Raw genomic sequence first — 19268 nt, forward strand, 5'->3', positions numbered from 1 at the left:
CTTGCAGTATCGCGTTTTCACTGGCCGTTGGGCCTGCGCGCGGCCTTCGGCGCCTCGTCCTTCAGCTTCTCCAGCGCACCGGGCATCATCTGCCCGAACATCGAGCTCAGCATCGCGGTCGGGATCAGGCCAGCGTTGCTGCCCTCCTGCCCCTGCGTGCCGGACATCAGGAATTGCGGCACCAGAGGCTGATTGATCCGGGTCAGCGCATCCGCGAACTTCGCGAAGTTCTGCTCCGCCAGGCGGAACTCCGGTCCGCCATAGGCATCGACCGACAGTTTGGTCGCCTGCGCATTCGCAGTACCGATCGCCAGCACCCGGTCGGCTTCGCCCTGGCCCTCGAGCCGCGACTGCTCGCCGACCGCGGCTGCCGTCACCTTGCGGGTCTCGGCGTCCTTTTGCGCACGCGCCAGCGCGGCGGCACCCTCGTTCTCGTTGACCCGGACCTGGATCAGCGATTGCGTCAGCGCCGACTGCGCAGCCGCCGTCGCCTTGGCCTCGTTGAGCGTGCGCTCCTGGACCGCGGCCTTCTCCTGCTCCTGATAGGTCTCGATCTGCTCGCGCGCGATCTGGCGCGAACGGAGCTGGATCAGGATGTTCTCGATCGTATGGTCGCCCGCCGCCGCCCGCGGCGTGCCGATCAAGACCTCCTGGAGGTCGAGCGAATAACCCTCGAATTTCGCCTTCATTTCGGCGGCCGATTCCTGCTGGATCGCGGCGCGGTTCTGCAGCAATTCGATCAGCGTCATCTTCTGGGCGATATTCTTGAAGAACGCAGAGACCATCGGGTCGAGCGTCTGCTCGACCAGCTTCTTCACGTCGCCGAAGCGCTGGATGATCATCGGCGCCTTCTTGTAGTCGATATGCATCACGACCGAGAGCGGCAGCGTCGGCTCAAACGCGTCCTTGGTGATCAGCGATATCTCCGACAGGTTCTCGTCGAGCTTCATCGACCCGACCTCGCCGCGCACCCATTTCAGGATGAAGTTGACGGTCGGGATGATCTCGATCTTGCCTGCATAGGTATTGAAGGCGTATTTGCCCGGCAACAGCGGGTCCTTCCAGACGCCGCGGCTGCCGTTGAGCACGAGCTCGCCGTGGCGATACTGCTCACCCGACACATCGTCGGTGCGCGGACCGGTGTAGAAGATGACGACGCCGACATTGCCGACCGGGATCACGGTTTTCGGCACCGCCTCGACGGTCGCGAACAGACGGTTGATGTACCAGGTGCCTTCGACGATGACCTGCAACTGCCGGCCGCGATAGCCGCCAGCCCTCAGGAATTTCTCGGGCTCCTGGAAATTGTTGTGAAAGCCCGCCCCGTCGCCGAGATCGGTCCCGACCTCGGGCGCGATGATTTCACCCGATGGCAGCGACGGACCGTCATGCACGGTGACGACACCGACCAGATCATGATCGGCCGCGAGCACGACCGGTGCAAAGCCCCAGCGTTCGCTGATCGTGAGCTGCATGCCCTCGAGCACGCCGCGCTCCTGCTGGCTCAGCGCGTGGCCAAAGACGCGATCGTCGGTGATGATGGCGAACTGCGTCGTGTTGATCGCATAGGTGCCCTCGCGCAGGACCTTGCGCTGCGGGCCCTTCTGGCCGCCGCCGAGCAGGAAGCGACGCGCGTTCCCGAAGTCCGACTTGTCCTCGCTGTCGTTGGCGCCAAGCACCTGCGATGGCTCGAGCGGCGCACCGTCGCGCGCGAACACATAGGCGATCTTGCCCTGGCCGACGGTGACGAGATCCGATTTGTGGATTCGGTACATGAAGGGGAACAGCACGTGCAGGCCGCCGCGCAGCACTTCGGGCTCGTAGCCGGCCTCGCCGTTCAGCGCGATGAAGCCACCTTCGATCGAGCCTTTGGTCGTCCACAGCTTTTCGACGATGCCGACCTGATTGTTCGGAATGTAACGAAATACGTTCGATATCCGCAGCAGGATGACAAACGCGACCGCTGCTGCGATCCAAATGGCGGGCTGGAGGTAACCAGAGCCATTAAGAAAACCAAGGAAGTCCATAGTCCATCTCCACAATTTGCAACCGGGCGGTTTGGGAGCCCAAACCGACATCCCAGAATTGCGGAGCACAAAGGTGGTGTGGGGCGGTGGCGGCGCAAGGCGGTGAAAATTGTTCGCCCTGCCAATCTTTTTTTGATGACAGGATGAACCGCACAACGAATCGCGCGACGATCGCGCTGCTGCAGTTGCGCATCATTTGCAAAGCGCTTGCGTGATTTCGGAATAATGGAAGAATGCCGCTGAGTTGCCCGACGTGTCAAGTTGCCGTATCGAGCGCCGGCAGCCGCCGGCTACTTTGCATGGGGTTGTTTTCGATATTTTGGCAGTGCGCCCCTGCGACGGCAGCCCATCAATCATTTCGGATGCCACCATCGGCCGCCGATCACGACGCCTTCGGACACGATCTTGCGATCGCCGATCAGGTGCTCGCCGACCACGTCGACATAGTCGAACTGGCCTTCCCTAATCGAGATCAGCGTGGCGTCGCCGACACAGCCCGGCTTGAGGCTGCCCAGCTCCGGACGCCGTAGCGCCATCGCGGCATTGACGGTCGAGGCTGCGATGACATCAGGCAGCGACATCCCCATGCAGAGGAATTTCGACATTGTCGTCACCTGGTCGAAGACCGGACCGTCGATGCACAGAAGATGGATGTCGGAGGAGATGGTGTCCGGATAGAAGCCGTTGGCGAGCATCGCGCGCGCGGTCTTGAAGGCGAACGAGCCCTTGCCGTGACCGATGTCGAACAGCACGCCGCGCTCGCGCGCCTCCAGCACGACCTGCTTCACCGTGCCCTGCGCGGTCGCCGGCGTGTTGGGGAACGGGCGGAACGCATGCGTCAGCACGTCGCCCGGGCGCAACCGCGACAGCACGTCCTCATAGCTCGGCGGCGGGTGGTCGATATGCGCCATCAAGGGCATGCCGACCTGTTCGGCGACCTCGAGCGCGATCTCGAGCGGCACGATGCCCGATTTGCCCGAAGCGTGGAGGCCGACCCGCACCTTGATCCCGACGATGAGGTCGCGGTTCTCGTCCGCGACGCGCGCCGCGTCGATCGGGTTCATCAGCCGCAGCTCTTCGCTCTCGCCGACCATCACCCGGTTGGAGAAGCCGTAGATGCCGGCATGCGAGACGTGCAGATAGGCGAGGATGCGGACCTGGCTCGGCTCGATCACATGCTTGCGGAAGCCGGCAAAATTACCGGGACCGGCGCTACCGGTATCGACCGAGGTGGTGACGCCAGAAGCGCGGCAGAACTCCTCGGCATCGATGCCGAGCGAGGTGCCGCCCCAATAGACATGGGTGTGCAGGTCGATGATCCCCGGTGTGACAATGTATTTGGACACATCGCGGACCTCGGTCGCGGGATCGGCCTTCAGGCCCTGTCCGACCGCGGCCACCTTGCCGCCCGCAAAAGCCACATCCGTCACGGCGTCGAGTTTTTGGGACGGGTCGATCACCCGTCCGCCGCGCAGGATCAATTCAAACGGCATCGTCATCTCCGAATGGTACGAAACACGATGCCGCCTGTAGCAAGTTTTGCGCCGGTTACGCAAATTGGCGGGCTAGAAGCCGCGCCACGCGCCTCATTTCGTCGGCTCGGTCGTCGACCACAACACCGTGCTGGCGCCCTTCTCGTAGGCCATGCCCTTAGGGTAGCTGATCAGCTCCATCTGCAACCCCCACGGCGTCAGGAAATAAAGGATCGACTGGCCGGCCGCAGGCCCTTCCTTGAGCGGAATCGGCCCTTGCATGGTCTTGACGTCCTTCGATTTCAGATAGGCTGCCGCGGCGTCGATGTCGTCGACGTAGAGCGCGATATGGTGGCCGCCGAGATCGCTGTTTTTCGGCAGCGTCTTGGCCTGGTCGGGCGATTGATACTGGAACAGCTCGATGTTGGAGCCGTAGCCGCAACGGACCATGCTGATCTCGTCGATGACCGCGCGCGGATTGACGTTGACGACGTCCTGCATGAACGTCCCCTTGTCATCCGAGAACGGCCCGAACGACATCGCGTGCTTGCAGCCGATCACGTCGGTGAAGAAGGCCGTCGCCGCCTTCACATCGGGCACCGTGATGCCGGTGTGGTCATGCCCGCGGAGCCCCGGGATGGAATCGGCCGAGGCCGGCGGTACGGAGGCAGTGATCATCAATGCAGCGAAGGCAAGCAGGACTCTGGACTTTGTCATGGTCATTTCCTCTGGTGCGCGACAACTGAAAACTCCGGCAGATATCTTGATGCGTCCGGTCATGCGGCCGATCCCTGCAGGTGCTGAATCGACGCCGGGCCTGCGTCGTCCAGCCAGCCCGGCTCGACGTCGGGCAGTGGAATCGCGGCGAGCAGGCTGCGCGTGTAACCGTGCTGTGGCGCGCTGAATATCCGCTCGACCGGCCCGGATTCAACGACCTCGCCAGCCTTTAGGATCGCAACATCGTCGCAGAGCACGCGGACGACCGAGAGATCGTGGCTGATGAAGACCATGGTGAGGCCGAGCCGCGCGCGCAATTCCTTGAGCAGCAGCAGGACATGCGCCTGTGTCGAAACGTCGAGGCCGGACACGATCTCGTCGGCGACGATAAAATCCGGCTGCAACGCCAGCGCACGCGCAATGCCGGCGCGCTGGCGCTGGCCGCCGGACAGTTCATGCGGATAGCGGTCGACGAAGTCCGTCGGCAGCCCAACCAGATCAAGCAGATCAGCTGCGCGATCGCGGGCGTCCTGCCGTCCCTTCAAGCGGCCGAACACCTTGAGCTGGCGCGTCAGCGTCACGCCGAGCGGCAGGCGCGGATTCAGCGAGGATTGCGGATCCTGGAAAATCATCTGGATGCGCGCGCGCAACGGCCGCATCTCGGCCTCGCCGAGACGGCCGATCTCGGCGCCGTCGAACTGGATGCTGCCCGAGGTCGGCTGCAGCAGGCGGACTATCAGCCGGCCGACCGTGGTCTTGCCCGAGCCGGATTCGCCGACAAGGCCGAGCACGGAGCCGCGCGGAACGGCAAGGTCGACGTCCTTGACCACCTGCCGCATCGTCGGCCGGGCGAACGGCGACGAGCCGCGCTCCGGATAGGCGAAGCTCAGACCGGTGGTTCGCAGCAGAATATCACTCATGACGGCAACCCCGCGTCGGCGAGCCGGTCGAGCCGATGCGCCTCCGACCACAAGCTTTCGATCAGAGCCGGCGGCACCGGACGCAGCGTTTCCGCGGGACGGTCGGCGCGCGGCGTCGCTGACAGCAGCGCGCGCGTGTAGGGATGGCGCGGCCTGGCCAGCACGTCGGCGGTCATGCCGTCCTCGAGCACGCGGCCGGCGTGCAGCACGGTCATGGTCCGGCAGATCTTGGCAACCACGCCGAGATCGTGCGTGACGAACAGGATCGCCGCGCCGTGGCTTTGCCGCAGCCGCTCGACGAGCTGCAGGACCTGGCGCTGCACGGTGACGTCGAGCGCGGTGGTCGGCTCGTCGGCGATGATCAGGCTCGGATTGCAGGCGAACGCCATCGCGATCAGGACGCGCTGCCGCATGCCGCCGGAAATCTCGTGCGGGTAGAGATCGAGCACGCGCCCCGGCTCGCGAATTGCGACCTCGGCGAGCAGATCGCACGCCCGCTCGCGCGCCTGGCGCTTCGACAGCCCGAGGTGATGCGACAGTACGGCGGCGATCTGCACGCCGACGCGCCGGACCGGGTTGAGCGAGGTCATCGGATCCTGCGGAATCAGCGCGATGCGGCGGCCGAGCAGCTTGCGCCGCTCCGGCTCCGGCATCGCCAGCAGATCGCGGCCTTCGAACGCGATGGTGCCCGCCGTGATGACCGCGTTGGCCGGCAACAGGCCGAGGATCGCGCGTCCCAGCATCGATTTTCCGGCGCCGGATTCGCCGACCAATCCCCTCACCTCGCCTGGCTCGACGTCGACGCTGGCGCCACGCAACACATTGGCGGCGTGGCCGCGCCTGATGATTGCAACATGCAGATCGCGGACGGCGAGGATCGCGGTCATTGGCGGTGCGCGGGGTCGAGCGCGGCACGCAGGCCGTCGCCGAGGAGATTGAAGCCGATCACGGTTGCTATCACCGAGACAATCGGCAGCGCCATGATCCACGGCGCCTGATAGACGATCTGCCGCCCCTCGACGATCATCCCGCCCCAGGTCGGCGTATCGCCGGCCACCGAAATGCCGACAAAGGACAGGATCACCTCGACGAGAACGGCTATTCCCATCTCGACCGCGATCAGCGTGACGATCAGCGGAACCAGATTGGGCAGGATCTCGAACCGCAGGATCTGGCCCCGCGTCAGGCCGAGCACGCACGCGGCCGCCGCGTAGTCGCGTTGCAATTGCGACAGCGTCTCGGCGCGCACCACGCGCGCAAAGCGGGTCCAGTCGACGACGACGATGGCGGCAACAACAGAGGTCAGTCCCGCACCGATCACCGCCGCCAAGACGATCGACAGCAACACCGGGGGAAATGCCATCCAGACATCGATCAGGCGCGACACGCCTTGGTCGATCCAGCCGCCGAAACTGCCGGCGAGGAGACCGAATGCGATCCCGATCGCCGCCGCAAGCGAGGCCGCGATCGCCGCCACTTCGACGGCCGTCCGTGCCGCGAAGATCAGGCGCGACAGCACGCAGCGGCCGAGACTGTCAGTGCCGAGCGGATGGGCCCATTCGCCGCCCGTCATCCATGCCGGCGGCAATTGCGCCGACATCAGGTCCTGCTCGACGGGGTCGTGCGGGGCGAGCAGCGGGGCGAATATGGCGATCAACAACAGAACGGCAACCAGCCCGGCGCCGAGCCAGAGCCGCGCGCCGCCGCGGACGACCGCCACACGCCAGCGCGAGGGGCGTTCGGTCACGCCACTGAGCGCGAGGTCAACCATGGCGCAGCCTCGGGTCGAGCACCGTGACCAGCAGGTCGACCGCCAGATTGAGGGCGATGAAGAGGACGGCAAAGGTCAGGATAAGACCCTGGATCAGCGGAAAGTCGCGGTTGATCACCGCGTCGATCGCCATGTTGCCGATCCCCTCATAGGAGAAGATGCGCTCGACCAGCACGGTGCCGCCGAGCAGCAGCGTGATCTGGACGCCGCCGAGCGCGACGGTCGGGATCAGCGCGTTTGGCAGCACGTCGCGCAGCAGGATCGCCGGGCGCGAAAACCCGCGGGCGCGTGCGACCTGCGCATAGTCCTGATCCTCGGCTTCCGTGAGTTGCGCCTTCAACAGCCGCGCCACCAGGGCGGCAAACGGCAGCGCGAGCGCCAGTGCAGGCAGGATCATGTGCTGCAGCAGCGCGACCGCCACGTCGAGCCGTCCGGTCAGCAGGCTTTCGATCAGATAGAAGTTGGTCCCGAAGGCGATATCGAGCTGCGGATCGATGCGGCCCGAGATCGGCAAGATCGGCAATATCACGCCGAGCAGCAACAGCAGGATCAACGCCCAGAGGAAATCGGGAATGGCGAGCAACAGGCCGACGCCGCCGTCGATTGCCCATTCGGCAAGCCGGCCGCGCAGATAGGCGCCGATCAGCGCCACGAATGTTCCGAGCAGCACGGCGATGACCGTCCCAAGCAGCGCCAATTCGAGCGTCGCCGGCAACCGCGCCAGCACCAGCTCGAAGACGCGTTGGTGCAGGCTGATCGAGCGGCCGAAATCACCCGTCAGCACCTGGCCGGACCAGGCGACGAACTGTTGCAGGATGGGCTGATCGAGCCCGTACAGCGCGCGCAGCCGCGCGATATCGGCAGCCGAGGCACCCGGCGGGATCATCATGGCGATGGGATCGCCGGGCACGACGCGCAGCAGGACGAACACGATGAGGCCGACGCCGGCCAGCGTCGGTGGAATCAGCAGCAGCCGCCTGATGATCTCGCCCCATCGCATCAAAGTTTCGCCTCGGCTTGAGCCTCACGCCGGGTGATGAGGCCTGCGCCTCAGACCGGGTGATGAGGCATGCGCCTCACACCGGGGTGATCAATTGCGGAAGGATCATGCCGTTCGACTGCGCCACGACCTTCAGCCCCTTCTTGTGGATGATCGGCTGCACATATTGGAACAGCGGAATCACCTCGCCCTCCTCGGCGATGTACTTGTCGACCGCCTTGTAGCCGGCGATCCGCTTGGCTTCGTCCTTCTCGCCCCACAGCGGGCCGATGCGCTCGATGAGGTCCTTGCCCTTCCAGGCGCAATGCGGCGATGGGCCGAACATCGCAAAGCCGGTCGAGGTCGAGGGATCGCCGATCGCATTGCCCCAATTGTAGAACGCAGCCGGCGCCAGCGCATGGCGTGCGCGCAGCTCGAAATGCTGCGCGATCTCGTACACCTCGATCGTCGCCTCGATTCCGACCTTGCGCCACATCCCGACGATCGCCTGGATCATCTCGTAATCCTTCGGCTTGAAGCCGCGCGTGGTCTGGATGGTGAACTTGACCGGCTTCTCCGGCGAGTAGCCGCTCTTGGCGAGCAGGCTCTTGGCCAGTTCCGGATCGTAGGCGACCTTGATCGACGGATCGAAGGCGGCATAGCCTGGCGCTTCCAGGGTCGCGATCGGAACGCCGTAACCCTTCAGCAGACGATCGACGATCGCCTTTTTGTCGATGGCGTGGCTGGCCGCCAGCCTGACATTGCGGTCGAGCATCGGATCGACGTCGGTGATGAAGATCATCGCGATGTCGGACACCGGCTTGGTCTGACCGACCAGACCCGGCTTGGCCTTCAGGCGATCGAACTCCTCATAGGGGATTTCGAAGGTGAGGTCCGATCCGCCGGATTCCATCTCGGCGACGCGGCTGGTCGGATCGGTGACGAACTTGAAAACGACGGTCTCAAAGGCCGGCTTGCCGCCCCAATAGCCGGCATGTGCCTTCAACCGCAGGAAGGCGTTGCGCTCGAACGCGTCGATCTTGTAGGGGCCGGAGCCGATCGGCGCCTTCTCAAACCCATCCGCACCGACCTTCTCGTAATAGGCCTTCGGCAGCACATAGCCGGTGAGGAACGCCATCCACTTGAACAGGGTCGGCTCGAACTCCAGCACGTCGCCGGTGATGGTGTTGCCGTCGATCTTGTAGTTGCCGACCTTGGACCAGACGAACTGAATCGGATTGCCGCTGTGCGGATCGGCGGCTCGCTGCAACGACCACACCACGTCCTCCGGCGTCACTGGCGAACCATCGTGCCAGGTTGCGTCCTTGCGCAGCTCCAGCGTGACCTTGGTGCGGTCCTCGTTCCAGCCCCATTTGGTCAGCAGGCCGGGCTTGAAGGAGAGATCGGGCGCCTGGGCGATATAGGGATCAAAAATCGCCTGGTAGATCGACTGGATCGTCGGATTGACCGCCGACAGGCCGATCGTCGGATCGAAGGATGGCAGGTTGACGTTGTAGGCGATGGTCAGCGTGCCAGCCGCAGCCGCTTGCGCGGCACCATCGCCGAGCAGACCGGATGCGAGCGGCAGCGCCGCAGCACCGCCGGCGAGTTGCAGGATCGAACGACGAGACAGTGAAGACATGTTCATTACCCCTACCAGATGAGCCATGTACGAAAAGCAGCGTGCGAAAAGCGGATGCGAGAACGGCGCCGCAAGCGGCGCCGTCCACCAATTCAGATCATGTGCCGGCGCTCTCGGACCAGCGGGCCATCAAACTGTTCGACGGCAGCGATTCATCGACGAGTTTTTTCGCGGTCTCGATACCCGCCACCGGGAATTTTGTCGGGTCCAGCAACCCGACCTGCACTAGCACCGAGGCCTGATCCCAGTAGATATGCTCGTTGTAGAGCTTGTCGCCGCGGAAGCGGACGATCGCGATCAAGGGGATCTCGACATATTTGCCGGTCGGCGCCACGCCCGGCAGCATCCAGTCGATCTCGATGTCGTGGGTGAAGCAGAATAGCATCTCGTCGACGATGCGGTCGGCGCCGATGGTGCGCGAGATCGGCACCAGTTTGGTGTCCTGTGGCGTCTTCGGGATGAAGTGGTTTTTGTAGAACCGCAGCAGGTCGCGATAACCGACACCGCCGGTCATGGTCGGGATGTGGTTGACATAGGGCTCGGCGACCATCGTCGTCATAGTCAGCTCTGCCGAGCGCGTCCCGAACTCCAGCTCGGTATGCCGGTCCCACAGGGTAGAGAGGTCGTAATGCGGACCGAGCACCTTGCGGAACAGCGCGATCGAGCGGCTATGCGCCATCAGGGTCGCCGGCTTGTCGAAGCTGGCGCGCTCCGGCGCGGCGAAGGCGTGGTCGCAGCCGGGATAGAGATAGAACTCGATCTCGGGACGCCCGGCAAAGGCCGACTTGATCTGCTCGCGCGCCGGTGCCGGCGCGAAGCGGTCGAGCTCGGCGAAGTGGAGGACCATCGGGCCCTTGACCTTGCCGGCTTCAGCCAGATCGGCCTCGATGCCGACACCGTAATAGCTGACGGCGCAATCGACGTCGGTGCGCGCGGCAACGAGATAGGCGAGCTTGCCGCCCAGACAGAACCCCAGCGCGCCGACCTTGCCCTTGCATTCGGGGCGCGCGCGCAGGACCTTCAGTGCATCGGCCGCATCCTTGATCGACTGGTCGGCATCGAAGCGCTGGTAATAGCCCATCGCCTTGCCGAAATCGGCTTCGCTGTAGCCGAGCTCGATGCCGGGCTCCATTCGCCAGAACAAGTCCGGCGCCAGCACGACGTAGCCCTCCTCGGCGTAATAGTCGGCCACCTCGCGCATCGATGTGTTGACGCCGAAGATCTCCTGCAGCAGCAGGATGCCGGGGCCCGAACCCGACGCGGGGACACTGAGATATCCCTTGAACGTGCCGCCGTCAGCTGCGGCAATGTCGATCCACTTGCCCGTCATCGCATCGACCTCCGTATCGGACGCCCCTTGTGAGCCCGGGGGCTTGCCGTTTTCATCATGTGTTCTTAATTGTATTTTTAATGTAAGAATCGAACTTGTAAATAGCAGAGATTGGGCAGAATTTGCCCAGAGCCTGGGCGCAGGCCTGATATGGAGAGCATTTTGAAGACGACCCGGAAGACCGCCGTGAGGCGAAGCGGTGCCGCCGCCAAGCCAAAGAAGCAGCCCAAGACGCGCCCAATGGCCGCCGAGCGGCCGGGATCCTGGCATCTCGCACGCACCGAGACCGAGCGGCAGCTATCCGATTACGAATTCAGGCTGGAGCGGCTGGCGCAGGCCTATTATCGCTGGAAGGCCGCCTGCCTTGCCGCCGTCTGCGATGTGCCGCTGACCGGCGACGATGTTGCCGTGCTCAACGTGGTGCGGATGGGTGACGAGCCGAAGCGGCTGTCCGAGATCGGACAATTGCTCAACCGCGTCGATGTCCCCAATATGCAATACGCCACGCGAAAGCTGGTGCGCGCCGGCCTGATCGAGACCGAGGGCTCCTCGTCGCGCAAGGAGACGCGCTACCGCGCGACCGAGAGCGGGCACGAGGTCACCGAGGCCTATGCCGCACTGCGCGCCACAACCCTGCCGCCGATGCTCGACGCGCTCGACGGCGGTGCCGCGAACCTGGCCACGACCAGCATCCAGATGGATATGGTCACGAGTCTCTACGGCCAGGCGGCACAGGTCGCAATCACGCGGCGCCACCAGCCCTGAGCGGGAAAGCGACACTCCCGGCCGCGCTGTCCGCGCCATCGGTCGGCCCGATGATGGCCGCAACCGCCGGATGATGCGCGGCCTCCAGGGCCGCGATGGTCTCGCGGGCCCAGAGGTAGGACGATTCGAAGATTTCCCGATGGCGGTCGAAATCCGTCACGTCGATGCCATCAGGCGTTGGCGGGCGCATCACCATATCGAGCGGCGTGGTCGGCAGGGTGTCGTAGCGTTGATGTGCGACGAGACTTCGCCACAACACGTTAATGGCGCTGGGCGCGGCCGGGAGCAATGTCTTGCGGAACGGCAGCAGCATCGACGCAAGCAGTTCAAGACGCCCGGGCAGCGCGGCATAGTCGACGTCGAACATCTCCGTTGCCGGCTCGCCGAAATGGACCACCAGATTGGGACCGCTCTTCAGCAGCTGCATCGGCGCCAGCGGAACGTTGTCGACGAGGCATCCATCGACCAGCATCGCGCCCTCCTTCGTGTAGAACGGCGGCAGCAGGCCTGGGATCGCGCTCGATGCGCGCACCGCCTGCCAGAGCAGGCCGGTCCGGATCAATTCGAGACTATGCGTCGAAAGGTTGGTCGCGACCGCCGCGAACGGCCGCCAGCAATCCTCGATCCGGCAGTCGTGGCCGTATTGATCGGCAAGCGCGGCATCAAAGGCCTTATGATCCAGCAGGGCGTAGCGCGGCCAGGTCGGGCGGCGGAAGCTGCGGCTGGAGACGAAGATATCATGTGTGCCCCGTTCGAGATGCTCGGCATCGAAGTTCTTGGCAAAGCCGGCCGCCATCGCTGAGCCGACGCTGGTGCCGACAAAGATGTCAAACATCACGCCGCGCTCGCGAAAGGCCTTGTAGATTCCGACATGCGCGGTGCCGAGGCTGCCGCCGCCGCCGGCGACAAATCCAACGGCGCGACCGCACAGAAAGCGGATCATGCTGTCGATATCGATCTGGTCCTCAAGTGCAACGTGGTGATGCATGAAGCAGGGCAGCCGCGCGAGCCACGCCGCGGTGCCGCTGACCTCATGGCGTCGATGGTCATGAACGCGAACGAGACGCCGCGCCGAGACGGGATGGACCTTGCAGGCAAAGCTCTCGATGTCAGTCAGATCAGGTGCGGGCGCATCGCCACGGCAGACGATCACGACGAGGTCGGCCTGCCTGACCGCCTTGCGCGCCCATTCCGAGGCGTCACGACCGCCGAAATAAGCCACCAGAGGCGCGTTGTATTCAAGCTGGTTGAGCCAGTCGGATATCTCGGACGCGTCCAGCGTGCGTCCGGGAAAGATCGCCTGAAGGCGCGCAAGGTCGACGATCTCGGCACCGGCCGCAACCAGACCTTGGCGCAACCGCTGTTCAAAGGCTGACGGCACCGGTTCGCCGCCGCCATCGATCAGGGCCACGGTCCGCGCCTTTGGCGACGCGCGAACGGGCAGCAGGCGCGCGGTTTCGCGGGCAAATCGCCGTGCAAGGGCGGCGAGCAACGCCTCGACAATGGCCGGCGCTTCCTGCGCAAGCGTCGCGTAGGCCGCACGCGTTAACGCCAGCACGCTGGTATCTCTGATCGCAATCACATTCGCGGTGCGCGGGATGTTGGCGAAGAATCCGATCTCGCCGACCAGTTCGCCGGCGCGAAGCTCGCTGATCGGTTCAGGATGATCGGCCCGGTGCACTGCGAGCGCACCGTGCAGCACCAGGAACAACGCGTCCGAGGGTCCGCCCTGCTCGACCAGCAGCTGGCCGCGCACGAGGTCCTGGCGGGTCATTGCACCGAAGGCCCTCAGGCGCTGCTCCGCGCTGAGCGTCTTGAACAGCGCGAAGTCCTCCGACACATTTCCCCACGCAAATGTCGTGCTCGTCGGCTGCGCGGGCGGCACCCGGTTCGATGACATGCCCGGATGTTAGCGCCGGGCAGCCGCCCCGGCGAGTAATATAAGGGGCATTTCCGCAGCGACTCATTTTTGGACGCACTGCAACACGATTTGCCGGGCCACAGTCGATGGGATTCACTCCACCAATTCAGGCCACGGCACGATGGTCGACTTCACCGTCTTCATCGCCATCGCGTCGGCCACCGCCTGACCGACGCCCTCCTCCGTGAAAGGATAGATTGTCTGCATGTCGAGCCAAGGATATTTGTCGCGGGTGCGGTAGAGCATGTCGACGCCGAGCGGCAGATCGTTGCCGGTAAAACCCCAGGAGCCGAGCACGTTGAGGTCCTTGGTGCAGATGCGATGCCATGACGTGTTGATCGAGCCGGCATCGGTGAACTGGCCCATCTCGACATAGGTGCCGCCGTCGCGCAGCATCTCGATGCCTTCGGGTCCCGCGGTCGGATGACCGGAGCAATCCATCACCAGATCGGCGCCGAAGCCGCCGACGATGTCGCGGACCTTTGCGATGCGCTCCTCCGGCGTCTTGAGCTGCTCGATATCGACGGTCGCCTCCGCGCCGAATTTGCGCGCCAACGCCAGCCGCGGCGTTCCAGGCGCGCCAACGCAGATCACGCGCCCTGCCCCCATCTCCTGCGCGGCGGCGACCGCGAGGATGCCGATCGGCCCTGAGCCCTGGATCACGATGGTGTCGCCCCATGTGAAGCCACCGGCGCGCGTCGCGCGGTTGAAGGCGCGGATGCAGGAGGTCAGCGGCTCCGACAGCGCCCCTAACCGCAGCGACATGTCGTCGGGCAGCTTGTAGATCTTGGTGCCCGGCAGCATGTCGAGATCGACATAGACATATTCAGCCCAGCCGCCCCACATGTGCGGAGGTTTATCGAAGCCGAGATAGCGGCCGTAATAGACCGGCGTCAGGCACTTGTTGGCGCTTTGCGGATAATGGATGCAGTAGTAGCAGCGGCCGCACGGCATCAGCGGCGGAATCATCACCTTCGAGCCGACCTGAAGCGGCTTGCTCATGAAGTCCTCGGTGAAATCAGGCCCACATTCGACAATCACGCCGCCGAGTTCGTGGCCAAGCGTGAACGGCCATGGGAGCGGCTTCGGCCAGTGACCCTTAAGGATATGCAGGTCGGTGCCGCAGACGCCGCAGGCCCCGACCTTGATCAGCGCCGCCTTGTTGCCAACCTTCGGCCACGGCACGGTGCGGATCACGGGCTTGGCGCCGGGCCCCTCATGGGTGCACACGCGGATCTGCTGCATCGGTCTGTCCTCCCTGTTCTTATTGTTGATCGCGTTTTCTGTACTCTTCACTTGTCCGTCGTGAACGGCTTCATCGCGCTGCCGTCGGGCGCAAAGCTATTGACCTCATCGGAAATCACAAACGACATCAGGTCGCGCCCGATCACCAGCGGGCCCTGATAGGTCGTGCGCGTCCGCTGAAGCAGCGCACCCTCGGGCACGTCCTGCGTCGGCGGCTGCGTTGCGAACACGATGTGCGAATAGACCGCAAGCTTCGGCCGGGCTTGCGTGAAAATCTTGCCGGTTTCTTCAGGCGAGGTATGGTGGTTTTCGATCGCACGATAGTTCGGATAGGCCTTGAACAAATCAGCGTCGATGACCGCGACTTCGTGGATCAGCAGGTCTGCACCCTCGGCCGCCTTCGCAACGCGGTCGTCGGGCTTGGTGTCGCCGGACAGCACCACCTTCTTCCCGTCGTACTCGACGACATAGCCGAACGCCGGCTTGATCTTCTCGCCGTGATTGACCTCGATCGCGCTGACCTTGACGCCGTTCTTCTCGTAGACGGGGCCCGGCTCGATGTCCTTTGCCGCAAACGCGACGCCCTCAGGTGGATAATCCTCATCGGCGATTCGAATACGGATGTCCTCGGAAAACGCCTTGGTAAGGTTTTCGGTCATCGCCACCGTGCCTTTGGGCCCGAAGATCAGCATCGGCGTCTTGCGCGAACCGTATGGCGTGCCGATCCATCCCGTGAGCCACATGTCCGGCAGGCCGACGACGTGATCGGAATGCAGATGCGTGATGAAATGCGCCGTGATCGCGCCGATCGGGATCTTCTGCTGGAACAGCCGGATCGTGGAGCCGCGCCCGAAATCGAAGATCAGCTTCTCAGGCCCCGCTTCCACCAGGGTCGAGGCGCTGAAGGCGGACAGCCGCGGCGTCGGCGTTCCCGTGCCGAGCAGCGTCACCCGCATCTCGGCAGCACCGGCGGGGCCGCCGCAGGCAAGGACCGCTGCAAGCAGCGCAAGGCACAGTTTCGCGTGCATCGTCCAAATCCTCCCGCCGCCGGCCTCGTTCGAACCAAGCCGTTCCAGCACCGCGACAGGCTAGGTGAAGCGGACGGCGATGCCAATGTCACCTGCGACATGACGGAGGCGCGCGACCGATTGACAGGAATCGACAACCACCGCAGCCTGCGACGCTGGCGTCAGGTGATGGAATGGAACTGCAGCCCGGATCCGAGCGTATCTTCGCGGACGATAAGACCAATCCGCTGGACGGACGCGTGCAATGGGCGCCGGCAAAGTCGCTCTGGCTCGGGACCATGACGGCGGTCGCGATCATTCTCGGACCAATATTCTTTTCGTGGAGTGCCTTCGCACTCTTCATCGTAACCAGCGCGACCACGCTGTGCTTCGGGCACTCGGTCGGCATGCACCGGCGCCTGATCCATTCGAGCTTCGACTGTCCGCTGTGGCTTGAGCACCTCTGCGTCTATCTTGGCACGCTGGTCGGCATGGCCGGCCCCTACGGCATGGTGCGGCTGCATGATTTTCGGGACTGGGCTCAGCGCCAGGCGGCATGCCACGACTATTCCTGCCACCGCGCCGGCTTCTGGCGCGATGCCTGGTGGCAATTGCACTGTACTCTCGTGCTGACGCATCCGCCGGAATTCAGGTTTGAACCGCGGCTGGCCGGCGACCGCCTCTATGCCTTCATCGAACGCAGCTGGATGTGGCAGCAACTGCCCTGGGCCGTCTTGTTTTTGGCGATCGGCGACTGGAGCTGGCTGGTCTGGGGCATTGCCGTCCGGGTCAGCGTCTGCGTGACCGGCCACTGGCTGATCGGCCATTACTCGCATCGCAAGGGCGGGCAGAGCTGGATCATCGAGGGCGTCGCCGCGCAAGGTTTCAATGTCGGCATCGCCGGACTGATCAGCATGGGCGAAAGCTGGCACAACAACCACCACGCCTTTCCCGGTTCGGCGAAACTGGGTCTATCACCGGGGCAGATCGATCTCGGCTGGTGGCTGATCAGGACGTTCGAAGCCGCCGGGCTCGCAAGCAACATCAAGACGCCAGAGACTCTGGTGCCGCGGCCCGGACTGCGCCGCGTCGCTCAACCGCAGCGCCCTGCCCACTCTTCATGCACCCTATGCTAACGCCTCGTTAACCCTGTCAGCCTTAGGGTCATTCGAGCTCCGAAGGGCCGGTTGTCGGGTTGCAGTGATGTCGTTTGCACAAAAGAGAACTACGGTCGTCCCGGTTGCTGAGGAACGGCGGCGCTTCCAGCGCGTGAAAGTCCACCTGCTCGGCCGCTACATGCTGCCCGATCGGCGTGAGTTTCCCTGCCAGATTATCAATATGTCCCCAGGCGGGCTGGCCTTGCTGGCGCCGGGCATCGGCAATGTCGGCGACCGCGTGATCGCCTATCTCGACCATATCGGCCGGGTCGAGGGCCGCATCACCCGCATCATCGACAACGGCTTCGCGATGACGGTCGGCGCCACCGCCCGCAAGCGCGACAAGCTCGCCGCCCAGCTCACCTGGCTCGCCAACCGCGACATCCTCAATCTGCCTGAGGATCGCCGCCACGACCGAATCGTGCCGCGCAACCCGATCGCCCTGCTCACGCAGGAGGACGGCACGCGGATGACCTGCCGGATCATGGACCTCTCGCTGTCGGGCGCGGCCATCGCCGCCGAGAACCGCCCGCCGCTGAAATCGCTGGTCATGCTCGGCAAGGTGCAGTCCCGCGTGGTGCGAAATCTCGAGGAAGGCTTCGCGCTCGAGTTCGTTCACGAGCAGTCCGCGGAAACGCTCGAAGAGAGCGTTACCGCGAGGTAAAGCGGCAGACCGCTCAAAACCCCCGATTTTCGGCCCTCAAAGGCGGCTTCCGGTACTCCGGACGCCGCCTTTGATGCATTTGGCGCGCGCGTTTCGCGGTTAACGGCGGGAACACTCGCGCGCGCAAACCGCACTGGAGCAGCGCTTGCCGCGTTAATGCATAAAATTTGAGTCAATTGCAGTTGTTTCAAATTTTACGCGAGTTTGAATCAAGTATAGATTGAATTCGCCGCAGCTTTTAGCAGTATTCGCGTCAAATCTACTTCGCCTACTTAGCGGCGGTGCAAAACCTTTGTGGCAAAGGTGGTCCCAACAAGAAAAACGGGGGCCACAATGTTTGGTTTCAGGGGACAGGGGAAAGGTTTGGCGGTTGTCGCCATTCTGTTTGCGACTTGCGTCTCGGCGAAGGCCGGCGACGTGCTCTACGCCAGCCTGGGTGACACCACGCGTTCACCGATCGGCTGGGTCGAATTCTGCGCCGACAATCCGGGCGAGTGCCGCGGCGGCGCGACGCAACCACGCGACATCGTGTTGTCGCAGACCGCTTGGCGAGACCTCACGCGGGTCAACAAGTGGGTCAACGAGACGATCAAGCCGATGACCGATATGGATCATTGGGGCGTTGTCGAGAAATGGTCGTTGCCGACAGACGGCTACGGCGACTGCGAGGACTACGTGCTCCTGAAGCGCAAGATGCTGATGGATGCCGGGTGGCCGCGCGAGGCGCTGTTGATCACCGTGGTCCGCGACAAGAAGGGCGAAGGCCACGCGGTGCTGACGGTGAAGACCGACAAGGGCGAGTTCGTGCTCGATAACCAGAACGAGAACGTCGTCGCCTGGACTGAGACTGGCTACCGCTTCGTCAAGCGGCAGTCGCAGAGCGATCCAAATGTGTGGGTCTCGCTCGGTGACAACCGCCCGGCCGTTGCAACCGCAAGCTCACGCTGAGCCAACAAGGATTTTTCGAACCCGCGACCCGGTCACATCCCCACCCCTCCCCGTCCCAGACCGGTTCGCGCGCGGCCACCCTTCCCCCAAAGGGTGGCCGCAACTTTTTTTGAGGCAAGGAAGGCCTTGAACTTCCATATTTTGTAGTTACAAAATAATCGATGAAAATCATTTGGGACGAACCAAAGCGTCTCGCCAATCTGGCGAAGCACGGAATGGACTTCGCTGACCTGAATGAGACGTTCTTCGACACCGCTTTGGTTCTCGCAACCTACCGCAACAGATGGCGCGCGATCGGCGTGAACGTTCGCGGCGTCATCTCCGTCATATTTGCCACGCGTGGCAACGAAGCGATCAGCATCGTCAGCATGCGTCCCGCCAGCAAGGATGAAAGGGTCCTCTATGAAGCGAACCGTCGCTAAGAAGGGCTATACCGCAAAGGATATCCGCGCCGTGAGCGACAATCCCGAGTGGACCAAGAACGATTTTGCGAAGGCAAAGCAGTTCAACGAGGTCTTCCCCGCCATGCGCAAAGGACGCGGCCCGAATAAGGCTCCGACCAAGACCTCGGTGACGCTGCGGCTTAGCCCTGCCGTGCTCGAACATTTCAAGGCGGCAGGACCAGGATGGCAAAGCCGGATCGATAAAGCCCTTGTCGGGATCGTCAAGCGCAAAGCCGGCTAGGATGTCGTAGATCCGACGC

The 19268-nt window shown here is 63.7% G+C and carries 18 protein-coding genes; 6 read left to right on the plus strand and 12 right to left on the minus strand.

Translation table 11 applies throughout. From position 1 onward, the window contains the following. Positions 1-17: 17 nt before the first annotated feature. The 9 genes from UP10_RS03020 to UP10_RS03060 form a co-directional block, all read right to left on the minus strand. Positions 18-2027, minus strand: a complete 2010-nt coding sequence (locus UP10_RS03020) for an SPFH domain-containing protein (protein ID WP_044585886.1) — start codon at positions 2025-2027, stop codon at positions 18-20. A gap of 353 nt (positions 2028-2380) precedes the next feature. Continuing rightward, on the minus strand, positions 2381-3520 hold the full coding sequence (locus tag UP10_RS03025; protein ID WP_044586158.1) for an amidohydrolase/deacetylase family metallohydrolase: 1140 nt from the start codon (positions 3518-3520) through the stop codon (positions 2381-2383). A gap of 93 nt (positions 3521-3613) precedes the next feature. Further along, positions 3614-4177, minus strand: coding sequence for a VOC family protein (locus UP10_RS03030; protein ID WP_050043563.1), 564 nt, complete (start codon positions 4175-4177; stop codon positions 3614-3616). A 98-nt stretch (positions 4178-4275) separates the two neighbouring features. Then, complete coding sequence (locus tag UP10_RS03035) at positions 4276-5136, minus strand: ATP-binding cassette domain-containing protein (RefSeq protein WP_044585888.1); 861 nt, start codon at positions 5134-5136, stop codon at positions 4276-4278. Further along, entirely contained in the window at positions 5133-6023 is an 891-nt protein-coding gene (locus UP10_RS03040; protein ID WP_044585889.1) for an ABC transporter ATP-binding protein, read from the minus strand. The genes UP10_RS03035 and UP10_RS03040 overlap by 4 nt, the downstream gene beginning before the upstream one ends. Then, the gene (locus tag UP10_RS03045) at positions 6020-6907 is read right to left on the minus strand and encodes an ABC transporter permease (protein WP_044585890.1); all 888 of its coding nucleotides are present in this window, start codon (positions 6905-6907) and stop codon (positions 6020-6022) included. Before UP10_RS03045 ends, UP10_RS03040 begins: the two co-directional genes overlap by 4 nt. Then, on the minus strand, positions 6900-7907 hold the full coding sequence (locus tag UP10_RS03050; RefSeq protein WP_044585891.1) for an ABC transporter permease: 1008 nt from the start codon (positions 7905-7907) through the stop codon (positions 6900-6902). The genes UP10_RS03045 and UP10_RS03050 overlap by 8 nt, the downstream gene beginning before the upstream one ends. Before the next feature lie 76 nt (positions 7908-7983). Beyond that, positions 7984-9528 (minus strand): ABC transporter substrate-binding protein, encoded by a 1545-nt coding sequence (locus UP10_RS03055; protein ID WP_156179628.1) that lies wholly within the window; start codon positions 9526-9528, stop codon positions 7984-7986. A 97-nt stretch (positions 9529-9625) separates the two neighbouring features. Then, positions 9626-10858, minus strand: a complete 1233-nt coding sequence (locus UP10_RS03060) for a dienelactone hydrolase family protein (protein ID WP_044585893.1) — start codon at positions 10856-10858, stop codon at positions 9626-9628. A 162-nt stretch (positions 10859-11020) separates the two neighbouring features. Here UP10_RS03060 and UP10_RS03065 point away from each other — a divergent pair, with 162 nt between their 5' ends. Next, positions 11021-11623, plus strand: coding sequence for a helix-turn-helix domain-containing protein (locus UP10_RS03065; protein WP_245302227.1), 603 nt, complete (start codon positions 11021-11023; stop codon positions 11621-11623). Here UP10_RS03065 and UP10_RS03070 read toward each other — a convergent pair. The 3 genes from UP10_RS03070 to UP10_RS03080 form a co-directional block, all read right to left on the minus strand. Then, positions 11601-13523 carry a cyclic nucleotide-binding and patatin-like phospholipase domain-containing protein gene (locus UP10_RS03070; protein WP_044585894.1) on the minus strand — a complete coding sequence of 641 codons (1923 nt, stop codon included), beginning with the start codon at positions 13521-13523 and terminating at the stop codon, positions 11601-11603. The two genes, UP10_RS03065 and UP10_RS03070, sit on opposite strands and share 23 nt — an antisense overlap. A 114-nt stretch (positions 13524-13637) precedes the next feature. Beyond that, positions 13638-14789, minus strand: a complete 1152-nt coding sequence (locus tag UP10_RS03075; protein ID WP_044585895.1) for a zinc-binding dehydrogenase — start codon at positions 14787-14789, stop codon at positions 13638-13640. 47 nt (positions 14790-14836) lie between these two features. Next, positions 14837-15817, minus strand: a complete 981-nt coding sequence (locus UP10_RS03080; protein WP_044586159.1) for an MBL fold metallo-hydrolase — start codon at positions 15815-15817, stop codon at positions 14837-14839. A gap of 173 nt (positions 15818-15990) precedes the next feature. Here UP10_RS03080 and UP10_RS03085 point away from each other — a divergent pair, with 173 nt between their 5' ends. The 5 genes from UP10_RS03085 to UP10_RS03105 all read left to right on the plus strand — a co-directional run bounded on the left by UP10_RS03085 (position 15991) and on the right by UP10_RS03105 (position 19249). After that, positions 15991-16932, plus strand: coding sequence for an acyl-CoA desaturase (locus tag UP10_RS03085; RefSeq protein ID WP_044585896.1), 942 nt, complete (start codon positions 15991-15993; stop codon positions 16930-16932). A gap of 67 nt (positions 16933-16999) precedes the next feature. Then, positions 17000-17617, plus strand: coding sequence for a PilZ domain-containing protein (locus UP10_RS03090; protein WP_044541298.1), 618 nt, complete (start codon positions 17000-17002; stop codon positions 17615-17617). Between the two features lie 333 nt (positions 17618-17950). Then, the gene (locus UP10_RS03095) at positions 17951-18565 is read left to right on the plus strand and encodes a transglutaminase-like cysteine peptidase (protein ID WP_044585897.1); all 615 of its coding nucleotides are present in this window, start codon (positions 17951-17953) and stop codon (positions 18563-18565) included. A 161-nt stretch (positions 18566-18726) separates the two neighbouring features. Beyond that, complete coding sequence (locus UP10_RS03100; RefSeq protein ID WP_044585898.1) at positions 18727-18987, plus strand: BrnT family toxin; 261 nt, start codon at positions 18727-18729, stop codon at positions 18985-18987. Next, the gene (locus tag UP10_RS03105; protein ID WP_044585899.1) at positions 18968-19249 is read left to right on the plus strand and encodes a BrnA antitoxin family protein; all 282 of its coding nucleotides are present in this window, start codon (positions 18968-18970) and stop codon (positions 19247-19249) included. Before UP10_RS03100 ends, UP10_RS03105 begins: the two co-directional genes overlap by 20 nt. Positions 19250-19268 lie beyond the last annotated feature (19 nt).

The organism is Bradyrhizobium sp. LTSPM299 (genome assembly GCF_000938235.1).
In the GTDB taxonomy this organism is placed as follows: Bacteria; Pseudomonadota; Alphaproteobacteria; order Rhizobiales; family Xanthobacteraceae; genus Bradyrhizobium.

What these genes read in the sequence shown, in the direction of transcription:
- UP10_RS03020 (WP_044585886.1), bottom strand. Translation starts at nt 2,027, where the DNA reads ATGGACTTCCTTGGTTTTCTTAATGGCTCTGGTTACCTCCAGCCCGCC.
- UP10_RS03025 (WP_044586158.1), bottom strand. Translation starts at nt 3,520, where the DNA reads ATGCCGTTTGAATTGATCCTGCGCGGCGGACGGGTGATCGACCCGTCC.
- UP10_RS03030 (WP_050043563.1), bottom strand. Translation starts at nt 4,177, where the DNA reads ATGATCACTGCCTCCGTACCGCCGGCCTCGGCCGATTCCATCCCGGGG.
- UP10_RS03035 (WP_044585888.1), bottom strand. Translation starts at nt 5,136, where the DNA reads ATGAGTGATATTCTGCTGCGAACCACCGGTCTGAGCTTCGCCTATCCG.
- UP10_RS03040 (WP_044585889.1), bottom strand. Translation starts at nt 6,023, where the DNA reads ATGACCGCGATCCTCGCCGTCCGCGATCTGCATGTTGCAATCATCAGG.
- UP10_RS03045 (WP_044585890.1), bottom strand. Translation starts at nt 6,907, where the DNA reads ATGGTTGACCTCGCGCTCAGTGGCGTGACCGAACGCCCCTCGCGCTGG.
- UP10_RS03050 (WP_044585891.1), bottom strand. Translation starts at nt 7,907, where the DNA reads ATGCGATGGGGCGAGATCATCAGGCGGCTGCTGCTGATTCCACCGACG.
- UP10_RS03055 (WP_156179628.1), bottom strand. Translation starts at nt 9,528, where the DNA reads ATGTCTTCACTGTCTCGTCGTTCGATCCTGCAACTCGCCGGCGGTGCT.
- UP10_RS03060 (WP_044585893.1), bottom strand. Translation starts at nt 10,858, where the DNA reads ATGACGGGCAAGTGGATCGACATTGCCGCAGCTGACGGCGGCACGTTC.
- UP10_RS03070 (WP_044585894.1), bottom strand. Translation starts at nt 13,523, where the DNA reads ATGTCATCGAACCGGGTGCCGCCCGCGCAGCCGACGAGCACGACATTT.
- UP10_RS03075 (WP_044585895.1), bottom strand. Translation starts at nt 14,789, where the DNA reads ATGCAGCAGATCCGCGTGTGCACCCATGAGGGGCCCGGCGCCAAGCCC.
- UP10_RS03080 (WP_044586159.1), bottom strand. Translation starts at nt 15,817, where the DNA reads ATGCACGCGAAACTGTGCCTTGCGCTGCTTGCAGCGGTCCTTGCCTGC.
- UP10_RS03085 (WP_044585896.1), top strand. Translation starts at nt 15,991, where the DNA reads ATGGAACTGCAGCCCGGATCCGAGCGTATCTTCGCGGACGATAAGACC.
- UP10_RS03090 (WP_044541298.1), top strand. Translation starts at nt 17,000, where the DNA reads ATGTCGTTTGCACAAAAGAGAACTACGGTCGTCCCGGTTGCTGAGGAA.
- UP10_RS03095 (WP_044585897.1), top strand. Translation starts at nt 17,951, where the DNA reads ATGTTTGGTTTCAGGGGACAGGGGAAAGGTTTGGCGGTTGTCGCCATT.
- UP10_RS03100 (WP_044585898.1), top strand. Translation starts at nt 18,727, where the DNA reads ATGAAAATCATTTGGGACGAACCAAAGCGTCTCGCCAATCTGGCGAAG.
- UP10_RS03105 (WP_044585899.1), top strand. Translation starts at nt 18,968, where the DNA reads ATGAAGCGAACCGTCGCTAAGAAGGGCTATACCGCAAAGGATATCCGC.